The organism is Terriglobales bacterium (assembly GCA_035691485.1).
Lineage (GTDB): Bacteria > Acidobacteriota > Terriglobia > Terriglobales > Acidobacteriaceae > JAIQGF01.
In genome coordinates, this window is record DASSIZ010000103.1 from 1 (window position 1) to 17,318 (window position 17,318).

Genomic DNA, 17,318 nt, shown 5'->3' on the forward strand with positions numbered 1-17,318 from the left:
CCCGCGGCGCTTTTCTTCTTCCAGGCGGTCGGCATCAATCCCGGTAAGCGCCTTAACCAAAGCGGTTTTACCGTGGTCGATGTGCCCGGCCGTGCCTACGATCACCGATTTCATTAACAGCAGTATAGAAGCAGCGCTTGCTCTTTGGCCGTTGGTCGTCGGCAATATCAACACAGAGCGGCGGGCTCACGATTGAACAATCCGTGGTCAGCGGCTGCCGCGCATGCGACAATAGAATTTCCCATATGCCTACCGCAGTTCCTACCGCCGTCACCTCGGAAATTGTGCGCGACCACGGGCTCACTCCCGAGGAGTACGAAAAGATCAAGCACCTTCTCGGCGGACGCGAGCCGACCATCACCGAACTGGGTATCTTCAGCGTGATGTGGAGCGAGCACTGCTCTTACAAGTCTTCGCGCGTGCACCTCAAGCGCTTGCCGACGCGCAGCCGCCGCGTGGTGCAGGGTCCGGGCGAAAACGCGGGCATTCTCGACATCGGCGAGGGCTGGGCCTGCGCCTTCAAGATCGAGTCGCACAATCATCCTTCCTTCATCGAGCCGTTCCAGGGCGCAGCGACCGGCGTCGGGGGAATCCTGCGCGACATCTTCACCATGGGCGCCCGGCCGGTGGCCGTGATGGATTCGCTACGCTTCGGCCCCATCGGGCCGGTTCAGGGCGAGAACGATCTCAAGACCGTGCATCGCAACCACGCCATCCTGGAAGGCGTCGTGAGCGGAATCGCCAGTTACGGCAACTGCTTCGGTGTCCCTAACCTCGGCGGCGAAACCAAATTCGAACCCAGCTACTCGCAGAATCCGCTGGTCAATGCCTTCGCGCTCGGGCTCGTACGCCGCGACAAGATTTTTTATGCGCGCGCGGCAGGCGAAGGGAACCCGGTGATTTACGTGGGCTCCAAAACCGGGCGCGACGGCATTCATGGCGCCACCATGGCCAGCGAGGAATTCAGCGAGACCAGCGAGCAGAAGCGTCCCAACGTGCAGGTGGGCGACCCGTTCCTGGAGAAGTTGCTGCTGGAGGCGTGCTTAGAGGCAATGGAAACCGGAGCCGTTGTCGGCATCCAGGACATGGGCGCGGCCGGGCTTACCTGCTCCACCTGCGAGATGGGCGCGCGCGGGCAGGTTGGCCTGGAAATCGAACTTGACCTGGTGCCGCAGCGCGAAACCGGCATGACTCCCTACGAGATCATGCTCAGCGAATCGCAGGAGCGCATGCTGCTGGTCGCGGAAAGAGGCAGGGAAGAAGAGGTCTTCGCCGTGTTCCGCAAGTGGGGGCTGGATGCTTCCACCGTGGGGCGCGTCACCAATGACGGCCGCATGCGCGTGCTCGATCATGGTGAAATCGTCGCCGATATTCCCAATGACGCCCTCACCGACGAAGCGCCGTTGTACAAGCGTCCGCTGGAAAGGTGGGAAGTGCCGGTGGCGCGCGAGATTCCAGAGCGAGTGCGCATCGGCATGGAAGAAGATTTGACGGCGAACTTGGAGCGGCTGCTGGCGTCGCCGAACATCTGCAGCAAGCGCGGGATCACGGAGCAGTACGAAAGCTACGTTCAACTGGTGGGTACGCAGCGGCCCGGCGGCGATGCCGGCGTGATTCGCGTTAAGGGCACCGAACGGGGCCTGGCGATGTCGCTCGACGGCAACGGACGCTGGTGCTGGCTCGATCCCAAGCTGGGCGCCATGCACGCTGTCGCCGAGGCGGCGCGCAATGTTGCCTGTGCCGGCGCGCGTCCCATCGGCGCCACCAATTGCCTCAACTTCGGCAACCCGGAGAAGCCGCACATCATGTGGCAGTTCTCGCAGGTCGTGGACGGCATCACCAAGGCATGCGAGGAACTGGAAACCCCCATTACCGGCGGCAACGTCAGCTTCTATAACGAAACCCTGGGCGAGGGAATCTATCCCACGCCGGTGGTTGGCATCGTCGGCCTGATCGATCATGTCGATCGCGGCATGACCCACGACTTCCGCGATACCGGCTGCGCCATCATTCTGCTCCGCGGCTCCGAACCTGGCGACGCGGTGGACGCCGAAGTTGAGTTCGGCTCCTCCGAGTACGCAAAAGAAATCCTGGGCGAGGTTTGGGGCTTCCCGCCGGCGCTGGAACTGGAAAAGGAAAAAGCGGTGCAGGACTGCATCATCGAGCTTATCGGACAGGGACTGGTTGAAAGCGCGCATGACTGCTCCGATGGCGGTCTTGCGGTTGCATTGGCCCGGTCGTGCTTCCCGCGCGAAATCGGCGCCCGCCTGGACCTGAGCCGCGACAGTCTGGGCAGCGAGGACCTCCATCCCGAGTACGTGTTGTTCGGCGAGGATGCCAGCCGGATCGTGATCTCCTGTATCCGCGAGAATGTGCCGAGAATCAAAGAAATGGCGGTAAAATGTGGTGTGGCTGCTCTCCCGATCGGCATCACGCAATCTGAAAATCTGGAAATTGTTGTGGATGGCCAGGTCGTGGTGTCGGCGCCGGTTTCACGGTTGAAAGATGCCTGGGAGCACACTTTAGAACGCGCGCTGCACTCGGAAACCGAAGAGCGCCTGGTGCCGGAGATTTTGCAGAAGAGCTAAAGGCTAAGAGCTAAAAGCGAATGGCTGCTTTGGACAAATTCCGCGAAGAGTGTGGCGTGGTCGCCATCTACGGCCATCCCGAAGCCTCGACCCTCGCCTATCTTGGCCTGCACGCTCTGCAGCACCGCGGGCAGGAATCGGCCGGCATCGCTGCTTCCGACGGCTCCAACATTCGTGTCCACCGCGCCATGGGCCTGGTAGGCGATATCTTTACCGCGGCCGTGCTCGCCGGACTTCCGGGGGCGCTCGCCATCGGACACACGCGCTATTCGACCACCGGCGACTCCGCCCTGCTCAACGCGCAGCCTATTCGGGTGGACTGCAACAAGGGCATGATCGCGGTCGCGCACAACGGCAACCTGGTCAATGCCAGCGACATTCGCGCGCGCCTAGAATCCGAAGGCTCCATCTTCCAGACCACGAGCGATACCGAGGTCATCGTGCACCTGATCGCGCATTCCCGCGAGCAGGCGCTGCCCGACGCCATCGCCGACGCGCTCCGCCGCATTGATGGCGCTTTTTCCCTGGTCATTCTGACTCGCGACCGCATCTTCGCCGCCCGCGACCCGCGCGGCTTTCGTCCGCTTTCCGTGGGGCGCATTCCGGCCAGCGGCACGCGCGTGAACGACGCCGTTGCTTTCGCCTCGGAGAGCACTGCTTTCGACCTGATCGGCGCCACCTTTGAGCGCGACGTCAGGCCGGGCGAACTGGTGGTGGTCGGTCCGGAGGGAATCCAGTCTCGTTTCTACGCACCCGCGGCACCGCAGTCGGCCTGCATCTTCGAGCACGTTTACTTCTCGCGCCCTGATAGTTTTGTTTTTGGCCGCACGGTAAACGACAGCCGAGAAGCCCTCGGCCGCCAGCTTGCCCGCGAAGCGCCCGTCGATGCCGACATCGTTGTCGCGGTGCCGGACTCGGGTGTGCCCGCCGCCATCGGGTACGCGGCCGAAAGCGGCTTACCTTTCCGGGTCGGACTCATCCGCAGCCACTACGTCGGGCGTACCTTCATCGAACCCGAGCAGCGGGTCCGTGACTTCGGCGTCAAGCTCAAGCTCAACCCGGTGCGCAGCGTGCTCGCTGGCAAGCGCGTCGTCCTGATCGATGATTCCATCGTTCGCGGCACGACGAGCCGCAAGATCGTGCGCCTGGTCCGCAATGCCGGCGCCCGCGAAGTCCACATGCGTATTTCCTGCCCACCGACCATTTCGCCCTGCTATTACGGCGTGGACACTCCGTCGAAGCGGCAGTTGATAGCCGCCAACAAGAGCGTGGAAGAAATCCGCCAGTTCATCGGCGGCGACTCCCTCGCTTACGTGTCGCTGGAAGGATTGAAAACGGCCTGCGGCGAAGGCGAGCAGACCAACTACTGCACTGCCTGCTATACCGGCGAGTATCCCACCGACTTCGTTGCCATCGACGACGTCAAGCCGGCTATCTTCGAGAACGAAAACGTTAACGCAGACTAGCGCGACACGCTAGCCACTCGCCTTCATCCAGTGCACGCAACGCTCCAGGTGGCGGTGCATCGTCTCCGCGCTCCCCTGTCCGATCCGTCCATGACCCGGGAGCACCCACTCGAACCGGTACTCCAACAAGCGCTCCATCGATCGCGTCTGCTCCGCCCAGGAGTACCAGCAGGCGCCGCGAAATGCGGTCAGCGTCTGTTCGTCCGGGTCCCATGCCAGGTGATCCCCGGTAAACAGAATCTTGTCGCGGTAGAGCAGTACCTGGTGCCCGCGCGTGTGTCCCGGCGTCGGCACAACCAGCAGGTCATCATCAATTCGCGCCGGATCGGCGCCCGCAATTACTTGCTCGATGCCGCGCCGTGCTGCGCCATCGCTCTCATGCATGATCCGCGGACAATGGAAGTGGGCGGCGAATTTCGCGTGGTCGGCGATGTCATCCTGGTGTGACAGGAACATGAGTTTCACCCCGCCCATTTCTTCCATCCTGCGCACCAGTGGTGCGGTGAACCGTGGGGAGTCCACCAGCACGTTGCCCTCCGGACGCACCACCAAGTATGCCCAGGCGCCAAAACTCGATTCGGCTGTGAATCCGCAGAAATACACGTTATCCACGACATGGGTGGGAAACGCCTCCACGCCTTGCCGCGCATCGCGGTGCGACACCGTGCCGATCGAGGCCGTCGGGCACGCCACGAGCGCCATCAGCGCCCGATGCAGTTGTCCGGGATCGCTCGGCTGGTGGAACACCACCGAATGCTCGCCGTCCTCGCGAAACACGGCAGGCGCAATCTGCCGGCAGGCATCGCAATCAATGCAGCTCTCGTCCACGTAAAAGTCGCCGGACACGTTGCCCGCCAGCCTGCGTTCAATCTGGGCCATGGTTATACAGATGAAAACTTGTCCCGTTTGGACGTTGGTAGCTGATAGTTGGAGTTGGGCGGCGGTTGTTTGGCATGAACCTATGACCGAGCTACCAGCCACCCCCTGCGACTTTTGTAACGCCCTGCTTCTTTGCACATCGAATCAGCAGGAAAGGTAAAATAGTCTACGTGTCCGGAACACCCCTTCCCATCGCGGCGTTTATCGCGGGCCTACTCTCGTTTCTGTCGCCATGCGTGCTGCCGCTGGTGCCCGGCTATGTTTCGCTGATTTCCGGCGCCGGCGCGGGAACCCTGGAAAACCAGGACAACCGTCGCGCCCTGCGCACGGTCATGCTCCACTCCGTCACCTTTATTCTCGGCTTCAGCATCGTTTTCATCCTGCTGGGGGCGGGTGCGACAGTCCTGGGTCAAGTCCTGGGCCGCTTTCGCCGCGACCTGACATTCGTTGCCGGCATCGTCATCATCGTCTTCGGCTTGCACCTTACGGGGTTGCTGAAGATCAAAGCGCTCTATGCCGACAAGCGCATGCATGACGTGAAGGGCGGAAGTTCGCCCCTGGGCGCTTTTCTGGTCGGCTTTGCATTCGCCTTCGGCTGGACGCCGTGCATTGGCCCCATCCTGGCAGGCATCCTGACGCTGGCCGCCGCCGAGGAAACGGTCGCCAAGGGCATGGCGCTGCTGGCGGTTTATTCCGCCGGCCTGGCCGTCCCCTTTCTGCTGACTTCGCTCGGCGTCGATCGCTTCCTTGCCTTCTACAGCCGTTTCCGTCGCCACCTGCACGCCGTGGAAGTGGTCAGCGGCGTTCTGCTGATCGTGATCGGCGCCCTGGTGCTGACCGGGCGCTTCACCGTGCTCTCCGGTTATCTGTCATTTCTGAACCGTTTTGCGTTGTAATGAGGTCGTAATTGAATCAACCGTCAACCAACCCGTCGGATACGAAAGAAGAACGTGGCCCGGGACTCGTCCCGCCGCCTCCACAGGCTGCGGCGTCATCCAGCGGCGTGAGGCGCGACGCCACCGTCATCGTTGTCGTCGTGCTCGTCATCGCCGGCATGCTGATCGCCGGTAAGCACCTGACCAGGCCGCAAACCCCGGGCGCGACCATCTCGGGCAGCAACAACAATGTGAAGGGCCGTCCCGCGCCCGATTTTCAACTCGTGGACCTCGAGGGCCGCAACGTTCGCCTCGCCGACTTGCGCGGCAAGGCGGTATTGCTGAATTTCTGGGCCACCTGGTGCCCGCCTTGCAAAATAGAGATGCCGTGGTTTGTCGATCTGCAGAAGCAATACGGGCCGCAGGGATTACAGGTCGTAGGCGTGGCCATGGATGAAGGCAATGCTCACGATGCGGTGGCCAAGTTCGCCAAGGAGATGGGCCTCAATTACACCGTGCTGCTCGGGAACGATAAGGTTGCGGATCAGTATGGCGGGGTTGACGCGCTGCCCACCACTTTCTACATCGGCCGAGACGGCAAAATCGTGACCCGGGTTTTTGGGCTGGTGAGCCACAAGGAAATTGAAGACAACGTGCGCGCCGCGTTGAATCAGGGACCTGCCGTCGCTCAAAATACCGCGCCGGCCGCGGGAGCAGCTCGCTGATGAATGGTCATGGTTGGGTCGCACCTGCTTTCAAGGCGAGTGTCCGGAGAGCGCTTCTTCCCGCTTGCGCCGCGTTGCTCCTCTTGTCCTCAGGGTTTTCCCAGGTCGAAAAATCCAAGCCACCGGCTACGCAGCGTGTCACCGCGGCTCCGGTCACGAAGGTCACCATTCCAGCGGGAAAATCCGCTACCGTCGAGCTTCCATTCCGCGTCACGCCCGGCTATCACATTAATTCCAACAAGCCGAATTCCGAGTTGCTCATCCCAACCGCTCTCAGTGTCAGTCCGCCGACAAACATTTATGTAGCCACCACCTATCCCCCGGGAGAAGACCGCAGCTTCCCGTTTTCCCCGGGAGAAAAGCTGAACGTTTACACTGGCGACTTCGCCGTCTCGGCGCTGGTACGCGCCGCGCGCACCACGCCGCCGGGCACCTATCGTGTGAAGGGATTGCTGAAATACCAAGCCTGCGATGATCGCGCCTGCTATCCGCCGGGACAGCTTCCGGTTGCCTTCGACGTCAAAATCGGCAAGGCCGCCAGCACCGGGAGACATCGCCGCAACCCGGCGCAAAGCCCGCACGTTCACCAGTAATTTTAGGCACGCGCCCTCGCGTGTGCAGGCCGCGATGGCTGACACGCCGTTCTCAATTCGTCGCGCCACCGCTGCCGATGCCGGCGCCATCCTCGCCTGTCTGGCCTCCGCATTCGAACCTTACCGCGCCCGGTACACCCCCAATGCATACAGGGACACCGTCCTCGACGCGAATACCATTCAAAATCGCATGGCTTCCATGTCGCTGTTCGTGGCCGTTAGTGAAGCGGGAGAAATCGTCGGAACCATCGGCTGCCAGGCGCTGCCCTCCGGCGAGGGCCATCTGCGCGGCATGGCGGTCCTGCCGGACTGGCAGGGACGGGGCGTCGCCGCCCAGCTGCTCGAGACCGCGGAGGCCGCGCTTCGCCGCCAGTCCTGCACCCGGATTACGCTCGATACCACCGAGCCTCTCCAGCGCGCCATGCGCTTCTACGAAAACAACGGCTACCGGCGCACCGGATGTGTCGCGGATTTCTTTGGCATGCCGTTGTTCGAGTACGCCAAGGTAATCTCCAAGCCATGAAGACCCTTGGCATTGTCGGCGGTCTCGGCCCTGAATCGACGATCGAGTACTACCGCTTCATCCTCGCTGCCTGCCGCGAGCGCCGCCCCGGTGCGTCTCCCGCCATTCTGATCAACAGCCTCGACGTGGACTATGGCATCTCCCTCCTCGACGCCAACAAGCTTGACGAGCTTGCCGGCTACCTTGCGGATGCGGTTGAGGCTCTGGCCCGGGCGGGCGCCGACTTTGCACTGATCGCCGCCAACACGCCGCACATAGTTTTCGACCCGGTGCAGCGGGGGTCGCCTATTCCTTTGATCAGCATTGTCGAAGCGACTTGCGGCGAGGCGCAGCGGCTCGGGCTCACCAAGCTCGCGCTCCTCGGGACGGGCTTCACCATGCGCGGACGCTTCTACCCGGATGTGTTCGCGCGCGCCGGCATTGAATTGGTGGTTCCGGGCAATGAAGAACAGGCGTTCATTCACGACAAGTACATCCACGAGCTGCTCAAGAATATTTTTCTTCCGGCGACGCGCGACGGATTGTTCGCAATTGTGGAGAAGATGAAGGAACGCGAGGGCATCCAGGGGATCATTCTGGCCGGCACCGAGCTGCCGCTGATTTTGCGCGAGGTCCAGGACCGCGCCGGCATTTCGTTTCTCGACACCACCAAGATCCACGTCGAGCGTGCGGTACTAGAGTTGCTTTCCTGAAACTTCCTGCCTATTGCGTTTCGACCTGCATGGTTTCGCCAACGCTTAACAACTTCGGTGTGCCCGGCATTTCCGGACCGGAATAGGTGGCGGTGATGCGGAAGCTGGTCGCGCTGACCTCCGCTGAATAGCTGTAGGGACCGCGGCGGTCCTGCGGCAGCGCCGTTCCCTTCGACCGCAATTCATCCAGCGACAGGTATTTTCCTTCCAGCGCGTATTGCTGTTTCTCTGCATTGGCGAACGACAGCAGGTCGTTGCGCACTCCGGTCACGTCGATCGCGGCCTTCGGCGTAGGGCCTCCCGCCGCCGAGGAAACCGTTTGTGCCTGCTGCGTGTATACGTACCAGCCGATCGCCAGCGCGATCAGCAGCCCAATCAGCCCTAGAGCTTTCGTCATACCGGTTCCTCGCACCCGATAGCCACGATTCCTTACGTCACTTCCACGATTTGTAGGACTCGTTGATGGTCATCGCTACCTGCGCTTCAATCTGTGCCAATAGAAATACCCCGGCAGTCCAATGGCGGAAAGTAGCATGCAGGAGACCGCCTCCTTGGGCCGCTCGAAGGTGGTGTTCGCCAGCCATCCGGCAATCAGCAGTACGTAGAGGGCGGGCAGCCAGGGATATCCCCAGCAGCGGTAGGGACGCGGAATTTCCGCCCGCGTCCGCCGCAACACGAAGAGCGCGCCCACCGTCGCCGCGTAGGAGAGGATCATTCCGAACACGGTGTAGGTGAACAACTGGTCGTAGGTTCCGGAGAGAGCAAACACGCAGGCGAGCACGCCCTGCGCGACCAGCGCAAACGCCGGCGTCCGATATCTGGGGTGAACGTTCGCCATGCGCTGGAAGAACAGCCCGTCGTGTCCCATGGCGTAGGAAATACGCGCCCCGGCAAGAATATTGCTGGAGGTGGCGCTGAAACAGGAAATCGCAATTACGGCCGTCAGCCAGAACGCCACCACCGGCGAAAATAAGGCTTGCGCCGCCGCCTGACCGATCGCCTCCTGGGTCGCTATGCTCGTGGTGGGCAGCGCGTACAGGTATGCCGCGTTGATAGCGCAATAAATCAGCGTCACGCTGAGGACGCCCGCGATCAGAGCGCGCGGCACCGTGCGCTCCGGCCTGCGCATCTCACCCGCTACCCAGGCCACATATACCCAGCCTTCATACGCCCACATCACGGCGATGAAAGCCACTCCCATGGCCGACAGGAAAGGGCTCACCCCGCCAGCCAGCGCTTCCTGCATACCGCTCATCCGGAAGTGCGACCACGAGCCTTTGCCCACCGCGAATCCGAGGACAATGAACGCCGCCATCGCCGCGTACTTCATCCACGTGGTCACGTTTTGCAGCAGTACCGCCGGACGCAATCCGCGCGCGTTGATCAAGGTCAGCAGGACTATGGCCGCCAACGCCACCACGTCGCCACGCGTCAATGCCCACGATGTCTGCGCAAGATGGCCGGACCTCCACCCCAGTCCGGGCAGTGATACCACCGCGATTCCCGCCTGCAGCGGCGGCGCTACTTTGCCCAGGTAAACGGCGAAGGCGACCGCAATAGTGGCGATGCCGCCCGTGTTGCCCGCGACAAACATGAGCCAGCCGTAGAGGAACGCCGCCAGGTCGCCGAAAGCTTCGCGCAGGTACACGTACTGGCCGCCGGCTTCCGGAAACATCGCTCCCAGTTCGGAAAATACCAGCGCGCCCATCAGCGCCAGCACTCCCCCGGCCACCCACAGCCCCAGAAATAGCGGCGGCGCGGGCGCCGCTGCCGCCACATCCTTGGGCACAAGAAAAATCGCGCTGCCGATGACCCCGCCGATCACCAGCAGCACGCCATCCCATGCTGAAAGCCCGCGCACCAGCCCGGCCGTTTCCTGCTTCGCGGGTTGCAATCGCACCTCGCCCGGCCCTGCTTTGTCTGGCAACTCGAAACTGGAAACCGGATAATGAGTCCGGAGGTTATCCGCAGATGTCGGACAGCGTCAAGGCGGCGGAGATCGCGCCCGGCATTGAGCGTGCCTACACGCTTTCGTCAGAGCATTATTTTGACCCCGCCATCTACCGCCTTGAGTGCGAGCGTCTCTTTTGGCGCACCTGGCAGTGCGTGGGATGGCGCGAGCAGGTCGCTGCTGCCGGCGATTACTTCACCTTCGACCTTGGCGGCGAACCGCTTCTGATTACCCGCGACTCTTCCGGCAGCCTGCGCGGTTTCTACAACGTTTGCCGGCATCGAGCCGGTCCGGTTGCCGAGAATTGCGGATCGCGCAAGGTCTTTCGCTGCGGCTACCACGGCTGGACCTACTCTTTGGAGGGAAAGCTTCTCAATGCACCCGAGATGGAAGGCGCCTGCGAGTTCTCGCACTCCGACTTCGCGCTTCGCTCCTTCCCCGCCGCTGAATGGGAAGGCCTCGTCTTCGTCAATCTCGATCCCGGCGCCGAACCGCTGCTCACCGCGCTCGGCGAACTCCCCGCGCAGGCCGCCAAGTTCGATTTCTCGCACATGCGGTTCTACAAGCGCCACGACTACGTCATGGAGTGCAACTGGAAGGTCTACATCGACAACTATCTTGAGGGTTATCACCTTCCTTCCGTGCACCCCAGCCTGAATCGCGAGCTTGACTACAGCCAGTACGTGACCGCCATCTTCCCGCGCCACTCCCTGCAGTCGTCGCCCATTCGCGGCCCGGAGAACGAGTCGGGCGTTTCGCGCCGCTACGCGCAATCTCGCGGCGATCTGGCCGCGGAGTATTACTGGATTTTTCCCAACTGGATGTTGAACTGCTATCCCGACAATATGTCACTCAACATCGTCCTGCCCCTGGGCCCGGAGCGCTGCGTCGCTATCTTTGCGTGGTTCTTCCCGCCCGAGCTAATGAGCACCGGGGCTCCGGAAAGCACTTTCCGCTTCAGCGATGAAATTCAAAGCGAGGATGGACACATCTGCGAGGTCGTGTACCGCAATCTGAAGTCCCGCAGCTATTCCCGAGGCCGCTACAGTGTCAAGCAGGAGCAGGGCCTTTATCATTTTCACCGGCTCTACGCGGCGGCGCTAGCCGGGAACGCCGTAAGCTGAGCTGTAGCACAGACCCTCGCGACGAGCAGGCCGTCCGCTTATTGATTGCGATTGCAAGGGGCTTAGCCGCGAGCAATCTGGGTCTTGTACACAGAGACCGGGCATTGAGAACGCCAATGAACATCACCCTTATCCCCATCGCCACCGTCCACTCCGCGATCCGCGAGCCCCTCGACGAAGTTTTCGGCGGGCTCACCGCGCGCATCGAGCTCGATGCCGCGCGCTTCACCGCTGAATCGTTGCGTGGCTTGCAGGACTTTTCCCACGTCGAAATCCTCTTCTACTTCCACCAGCTGGATGAGTCGGAAATTGTCACTGCCGCCCGGCACCCACGCAATCGAGCCGACTGGCCCGAGGTCGGCATCTTCGGCCAGCGCGCCCGCATGCGCCCCAGCCGTATCGGGTCCACGGTCTGCCGCCTGGTCAGCGTCCAGGGTCTCGCTATCGTGGTGGAAGACCTCGACGCCATCGACGGCACTCCCGTTCTCGACATCAAGCCCTGGATGTCGGTCATGGGTGCGCGCGGCGAAATTCGCGAGCCTGCATGGGCGCGCGAACTTGCCACAACCTACTGGCGCCCGCAAAATCGGGCAACTCGCAAGCCTTAGCCACATCGAATCCATGACCATGTCGCGACTCCTGCTCGTTGCTGTTGCCGCGCTCTGCCTCTGTTTTCCGGCGCTGGCGCAGGATAATTATGAAATCCAGGTATATGCCTCCGACACTGTTGAGCCCGGCGCGACCATGGTCGAGTTCCACACCAACTTCACCCCGATCGGGGGGGCGTCACAGCAAGGCCTTCGCCCCACCGACCATGCCCTGCACGAAACGATTGAAATCACTCACGGCTGGACGAACTGGATGGAAACCGGGTTTTACATCTTTACCTATGCCCATTCCGGCTACGGATGGGAATACGTCGGTTCCCACATCCGCCCGCGCGTTCGTGTTCCGGAATCGTGGCGTTGGCCGGTGGGTGTGAGCCTTTCCACCGAATTCGGTTGGCAGCGCCGCATCATTTCCCTGGATACGTGGACCCTCGAAATACGGCCTATTGTGGACAAAAAAATTGGCCCTTGGTACCTTGCCTTCAATCCGACGATTGGGAAATCCCTGGTCGGAGTGAATGCAAACAAGGGTTTCGACTTCTCGCCCAACGTCAAGTTCAGTTATGACCTGACCCGGAAGGTGGCGGTGGGCCTGGAATACTATGGTTCGCTCGGGCCGATCGGAAACTTCGATCCCCTCGCCGAGCAACAGCAGCAGATTTTTCCGACCGTGGATTTGAATTTGTCGCCGAACTGGGAATTCAATGCCGGCGCCGGGGTAGGCACGACACGTTCGACCGACCGCTTGATTTTGAAAATGATCATCGGCTACCGGTTCATGAAAAAAAAATAGCTGGTAACGGTTTGACCGTCGTTCTCGGAGAAGAACAATGAAAGGCTTTATCTTCGGCGTGATCATCACCCTGCTCGTCCTTGCCGCCGGTGCGTACATCTACTTTGCTGGTGGTTATGCGCCGGTCGCCACTTCCGCCCAAGCCATGCCGTTCGAAACAGCCATGGCCAACAAGGCACTCAACGCGCGCGTGGACAAGGAAGCGCCGAAGAATGCCCCCTTCCAGCCCGACGAGGCGACTTACCTGGCCGGCGCCGCCACCTACAAAATGAATTGCGCCGTCTGCCACGGTCTTCCCGGCGGCGAGCAAAGCCCGGTTGCCAAGGGCGAGTACCCCAAGCCGCCGCAGCTGTTTAAAGGACACGGCGTCACCGACGATCCTCCCGGCGAAACTTACTGGAAGGTAGCCAATGGCATCCGCCTGACCGGTATGCCTGCCTTCAAACCTTCGCTCTCGGAAACGCAACTATGGCAGGTCAGCTGGCTGTTGAAGAATGCCGACAAGCTGCCCGCCGCTGCCCAGAAGGAACTCGGTGGCGCCATCCAGATGAGCGCGCCCACTGGCCGCGCCGGCGGCGAACATCAGCACGACCACGACTGACCTTGGGCAGGCTTGGAAGATATGTTGCGGGCCATGTGAGGCGGGAAACATCGCCCGCGGATCCGGCAATTCCAGAATTACCCGACTTTGAATTGCCCGGTTCGCCTACCAGCCAACAGCTATAATCAATGGTTCACGATGCCCACGACCTTGGACCAGATCGTAGCTTCGGCGCGCCGGCGTGTCGCTTCCGCCAAGCCTCTGGCCAACCGCGCCGATCTGGCTCGCCGCGCCGCTGAACACGTTCCTCGCGGCTTCGCTTCCGCAGTGCGCCGCGCTGCTGCCGGGGCTCCCGCCGTGGTCGCGGAATTAAAGAAAGCCTCGCCTTCGCGCGGGGTGATCCGCGGCAGCTTCCATGTCTGCGACCTGGCCTACCAACTTGCTTCCGCCGGTGCCGCCGCCCTGTCCGTCCTCACTGACGAAGAATATTTTCAAGGCTCGCTCGCCTGCCTGTGCGAGGCTTCTGCCGCCGTGGACCTTCCTTGCCTGCGCAAGGACTTCATCATCGACGAATTTCAGCTGCTGGAATCGCGCGCCAATCATGCCGACGCGGTGCTGCTGATCGTCGCTGCGCTTACCGCGACGGAACTCCGCCGCCTGCACGCGGTCGCCCGCGAGTTCTCGCTCGACGTGCTCTGCGAGGTCCACGACGAAGACGAACTTGGCCGCGCTCTCGACCTTGGCTGCGACATCATCGGGGTGAACAGTCGCGACCTGCGCACCTTCCAAGTGGACCTGAATACCGCGCTACGGCTGGGCCGAAACATTCCTCCCGGCGTGCTCAAAGTGGCGGAAAGCGGCATCGGATCCGGCACCGACATCCGCCGCCTTCGCGATGCCGGCTATGAAGCTTTTTTGATCGGCGAATCGCTCATGCGCGCCGAGTTCCCCGGCGAAGCTCTCAAACAATTGCTGGCGGAGGCGAAATCGGTGGAATCTAAACCGCAATCTCCGGTGATTAGTGCTCAACCATGATTTTTCATAACTCCTGACGTCTGGCTACTCGCCCCTGCTACTGTTTTTATGATTTGGATCAAAATCTGCGGCACTACCACTCTCGACGACGCCCTTGCCGCAGTCGACGCCGGCGCCAATGCTGTCGGCTTTGTCTTCGCCTCCAGCCCACGCCGCGTAACGCCGGAGGCCGCGCACGAAATTGCTGCCGCCCTGCCCCGGGACATCGAAAAGGTCGGCGTGTTTGCCAACGAATCCGCGGAACGAGTGGAAACCATCGCCCGCCAAGTCGGCCTCGACATCATTCAACTCCACGGCGATGAGACTCCTGATTTCGCGCGCAACCTTCGCCGCGGCGGTGACGGCCGCGCTCGCACGCGCGTCTTCAAGGCCGTCTCTGTGTTGCCGGGCGCCGAAGCCGCGCTCGGCGAATTCGACTCCGCTGGCGTGGTGGATGGCATCCTGCTCGATTCCGCCGTGCTCCGCGTTGCCTGCATGGGCCAGGGCACGGAACTCGTTCGCGGCGGCACCGGGGTCAGCTTCGACTGGAAGCGCGCCGCCGAATTCGTTCCGGCCCTTGCGCAGCGCACACCGGTCATTCTTGCTGGTGGCCTTTCGCCGGCGAATGTTGCCGAAGCAGTTCGCATTCTGAAACCCTGGGGAGTCGATGTCTGCACCGGTGTCGAAGCTTCCCCTGGCATCAAGGATCGGGCAAAGGTCCGCGCCTTTGTGTCTGCAGTACGCGATAGTGAACCGACTCCTGGCTCCTGACTAGCGATTGTGACTGTGTCTACAACTGCCAAACGCGTGACCCAGACTTCCGGCCGCTTCGGTCTCTACGGGGGACGCTACGTTCCGGAAACCCTCGTGGCCGCGCTCGATGAACTCGAAACTGCTTACGGCCGCGCTCGTCGCGACAAGAAATTCCAGGGCGATCTCGAGTACCTTCAAAAGCAGTATGCAGGGCGCCCCACCCCGCTCTTTTTTGCCCGGCGTCTTACCGGGAAGCTTGGCGGCGGGCGCATTTACCTGAAGCGCGAGGACCTGCTCCATACCGGCGCGCACAAAATCAATAACTGTCTGGGACAAGCGCTGTTGGCCGTGCGCATGGGCAAGCGCCGCATCATTGCGGAAACCGGCGCCGGCCAGCATGGCGTTGCTGCCGCGACCGTGTGCGCGCTGTTTGGTCTGGAATGCGTCGTCTACATGGGAACCGAGGACATGCGCCGCCAGGAGTTGAACGTCTTTCGCATGCGCCTCCTCGGGGCCGAAGTTCGCGGCGTCAGCTCCGGTTCGCGCACGCTGAAGGACGCCATCAACGAAGCCATGCGCGATTGGGTCACCAATGTCCGCACCACGCATTACCTGCTGGGCAGCGTGCTCGGCGCGCATCCTTATCCGACCATGGTGCGCGACTTCCAGTCCGTCATAGGCCGCGAAACCCGCTCTCAGATCCGCCGCGCGACGGGGAAGCTGCCCAACGCCATCATCGCCTGCGTCGGCGGCGGCTCCAATGCCATGGGAATTTTTTACGAGTTTGTGAAAAAGAACGATAAACGCGTGCGCCTGATTGGGGTCGAAGCCGGCGGACGCGGCTGTGCCCTCGGCGAACACGCAGCCCGCTTCCATGGCGGCTTTCCCGGCGTCTTGCAGGGAACCTATTCGTACGTACTTCAGGACGATGCCGGCCAGATCGCCGCCACCCACTCCGTCTCCGCCGGGCTCGATTATCCCGGCGTCGGTCCCGAGCACGGCTGGCTGAAAGACATCGGACGCGCCGAATACGTCTCCGCCGACGACAAGGAGGCACTCGAAGCCTGTGTTCTGCTTGCCCGCACCGAAGGCATCATTCCGGCCCTTGAGTCGGCCCACGCCGTCGCCGAATGCCTGAAACGCGCGCCGAAAATGAAGAAATCGGAAATCCTCGTCGTCAACATCTCCGGCCGTGGAGATAAGGACATGGGAATCCTGCAGGAAAACCTATCCATCGGGTGATTTTGATTGGGGGCCGGCTTTGCACGGCTTAACACAGCAAGTCCCATAGGGAGGCAAAAAAAAATAGCCGAATGCCCCTGGAATTCCAATCGCGTCCCGGTCTCATTGCATACATCACCTGTGGCGATCCAAGTCTTGCTACCACCAAGGACATTGCGCTCGCCGCCATCGACGCCGGCGCCGCCGTGATTGAACTCGGCGTGCCGTTCAGCGATCCGGTGGCCGATGGTCCTGTAATTCAAAGGGCGAGCGAACGCGCATTGCGAAACGGCACGACCCTCAGCGACGTGCTGAATTTGGCGAGAGAAGTGCGGAGAGAGCGCCCCGCCGCCGGCCTCATCGTCTTTTCTTATCTGAACCCGATCTTGCGCTTCGGCCTGGAGCGCTTCTGTTGCGCCGCCGCTGACGCCGGACTCGATGGCGCTCTGGTCACCGATCTGCCCGTCGAAGAAGCCGCGGAGTATCTGCGCTGCATGCGCCGCCGTCATCTCGCCACCATCTTTCTGGCTGCGCCGACCTCGACCGATCGCCGCCTGAAGCTCATCGCCGAGCTTTCCACCGGGTTCCTCTACGCTGTCTCGCGGACCGGCGTCACCGGAACCCGCCAGGAACTTGCTGTCGACGCGCGCCAACTGGTCGCGCGCCTGCGCCGTTTTACCCGCCTGCCCATCGCCGTGGGTTTTGGCATCTCCACCGCGGAACATGTGAAAGAAGTGGCCCAGTTCGCCGACGCCGCTGTCGTCGGCAGCGCCATCGTTCAAGCCATCGAACAAGCCACTCCGCAGGGTAAAGCGCCGCAAGCTGTGGCAGAATTGATCCGGCAACTGTCGGCATCCGGCAACCAGGCTTCTTCCAGTTCCGCGACCGGGCAGGCGACGGCTTCCCCGCTGCCCGCCCGCACGCGTAACCTGTAGTCGAAGACGTAATCTGTTAATCTGGCATGCAATCGGT

General features: G+C 61.9%; 18 protein-coding genes. 15 read left to right on the forward strand and 3 right to left on the reverse strand.

What is annotated here, in order from left to right; genetic code table 11:
- Positions 1–245 precede the first annotated feature (245 nt).
- The gene (gene purL, locus VFI82_13120) at positions 246–2,588 is read left to right on the forward strand and encodes a phosphoribosylformylglycinamidine synthase subunit PurL (protein HET7185624.1); all 2,343 of its coding nucleotides are present in this window, start codon (positions 246–248) and stop codon (positions 2,586–2,588) included.
- Positions 2,589–2,608: 20 nt separating this feature from the next.
- Entirely contained in the window at positions 2,609–4,054 is a 1,446-nt protein-coding gene (gene purF, locus VFI82_13125; GenBank protein ID HET7185625.1) for an amidophosphoribosyltransferase, read from the forward strand.
- Positions 4,055–4,063: 9 nt separating this feature from the next.
- On the opposite strand, the gene VFI82_13130 is transcribed toward purF, so the two are convergent.
- Positions 4,064–4,933, reverse strand: coding sequence for an MBL fold metallo-hydrolase (locus tag VFI82_13130; GenBank protein ID HET7185626.1), 870 nt, complete (start codon positions 4,931–4,933; stop codon positions 4,064–4,066).
- 170 nt (positions 4,934–5,103) lie between these two features.
- Here VFI82_13130 and VFI82_13135 point away from each other — a divergent pair, with 170 nt between their 5' ends.
- The 5 genes from VFI82_13135 to VFI82_13155 all read left to right on the forward strand — a co-directional run bounded on the left by VFI82_13135 (position 5,104) and on the right by VFI82_13155 (position 8,341).
- Positions 5,104–5,829: a cytochrome c biogenesis protein CcdA gene (locus tag VFI82_13135; protein ID HET7185627.1), complete on the forward strand. Its 726-nt coding sequence runs from the start codon at positions 5,104–5,106 to the stop codon at positions 5,827–5,829.
- 11 nt (positions 5,830–5,840) lie between these two features.
- On the forward strand, positions 5,841–6,533 hold the full coding sequence (locus tag VFI82_13140; GenBank protein HET7185628.1) for a TlpA disulfide reductase family protein: 693 nt from the start codon (positions 5,841–5,843) through the stop codon (positions 6,531–6,533).
- A gap of 83 nt (positions 6,534–6,616) precedes the next feature.
- Positions 6,617–7,126 (forward strand): protein-disulfide reductase DsbD domain-containing protein, encoded by a 510-nt coding sequence (locus VFI82_13145; GenBank protein ID HET7185629.1) that lies wholly within the window; start codon positions 6,617–6,619, stop codon positions 7,124–7,126.
- Positions 7,127–7,160: 34 nt separating this feature from the next.
- Complete coding sequence (locus tag VFI82_13150) at positions 7,161–7,649, forward strand: GNAT family N-acetyltransferase (GenBank protein ID HET7185630.1); 489 nt, start codon at positions 7,161–7,163, stop codon at positions 7,647–7,649.
- Positions 7,646–8,341 (forward strand): amino acid racemase, encoded by a 696-nt coding sequence (locus VFI82_13155; GenBank protein ID HET7185631.1) that lies wholly within the window; start codon positions 7,646–7,648, stop codon positions 8,339–8,341. Before VFI82_13150 ends, VFI82_13155 begins: the two co-directional genes overlap by 4 nt.
- 10 nt (positions 8,342–8,351) lie before the next feature.
- Here VFI82_13155 and VFI82_13160 read toward each other — a convergent pair whose 3' ends face one another.
- A complete protein-coding gene (locus tag VFI82_13160) occupies positions 8,352–8,738 on the reverse strand; it encodes a hypothetical protein (GenBank protein ID HET7185632.1) in 387 nt (128 codons plus the stop codon).
- 75 nt (positions 8,739–8,813) lie between these two features.
- The gene (locus tag VFI82_13165; protein HET7185633.1) at positions 8,814–10,235 is read right to left on the reverse strand and encodes an amino acid permease; all 1,422 of its coding nucleotides are present in this window, start codon (positions 10,233–10,235) and stop codon (positions 8,814–8,816) included.
- Positions 10,236–10,312: 77 nt separating this feature from the next.
- On the opposite strand from VFI82_13165, the gene VFI82_13170 reads away from it, so the two are divergent.
- The 8 genes from VFI82_13170 to trpA all read left to right on the forward strand — a co-directional run bounded on the left by VFI82_13170 (position 10,313) and on the right by trpA (position 17,281).
- Positions 10,313–11,416, forward strand: coding sequence for an aromatic ring-hydroxylating dioxygenase subunit alpha (locus tag VFI82_13170; protein HET7185634.1), 1,104 nt, complete (start codon positions 10,313–10,315; stop codon positions 11,414–11,416).
- Between the two features lie 116 nt (positions 11,417–11,532).
- A complete protein-coding gene (locus VFI82_13175; GenBank protein ID HET7185635.1) occupies positions 11,533–12,024 on the forward strand; it encodes an SAM-dependent methyltransferase in 492 nt (163 codons plus the stop codon).
- Between the two features lie 19 nt (positions 12,025–12,043).
- Positions 12,044–12,817, forward strand: a complete 774-nt coding sequence (locus VFI82_13180) for a hypothetical protein (protein ID HET7185636.1) — start codon at positions 12,044–12,046, stop codon at positions 12,815–12,817.
- A 37-nt stretch (positions 12,818–12,854) separates the two neighbouring features.
- Positions 12,855–13,418 carry a cytochrome c gene (locus VFI82_13185; GenBank protein ID HET7185637.1) on the forward strand — a complete coding sequence of 188 codons (564 nt, stop codon included), beginning with the start codon at positions 12,855–12,857 and terminating at the stop codon, positions 13,416–13,418.
- 138 nt (positions 13,419–13,556) lie between these two features.
- Positions 13,557–14,393, forward strand: coding sequence for an indole-3-glycerol phosphate synthase TrpC (trpC, locus tag VFI82_13190; protein ID HET7185638.1), 837 nt, complete (start codon positions 13,557–13,559; stop codon positions 14,391–14,393).
- A 48-nt stretch (positions 14,394–14,441) separates the two neighbouring features.
- A complete protein-coding gene (locus VFI82_13195; protein HET7185639.1) occupies positions 14,442–15,143 on the forward strand; it encodes a phosphoribosylanthranilate isomerase in 702 nt (233 codons plus the stop codon).
- A 15-nt stretch (positions 15,144–15,158) separates the two neighbouring features.
- The gene (gene trpB / locus VFI82_13200; protein ID HET7185640.1) at positions 15,159–16,367 is read left to right on the forward strand and encodes a tryptophan synthase subunit beta; all 1,209 of its coding nucleotides are present in this window, start codon (positions 15,159–15,161) and stop codon (positions 16,365–16,367) included.
- A 71-nt stretch (positions 16,368–16,438) separates the two neighbouring features.
- Complete coding sequence (trpA, locus tag VFI82_13205) at positions 16,439–17,281, forward strand: tryptophan synthase subunit alpha (GenBank protein ID HET7185641.1); 843 nt, start codon at positions 16,439–16,441, stop codon at positions 17,279–17,281.
- Positions 17,282–17,318: the final 37 nt, after the last annotated feature.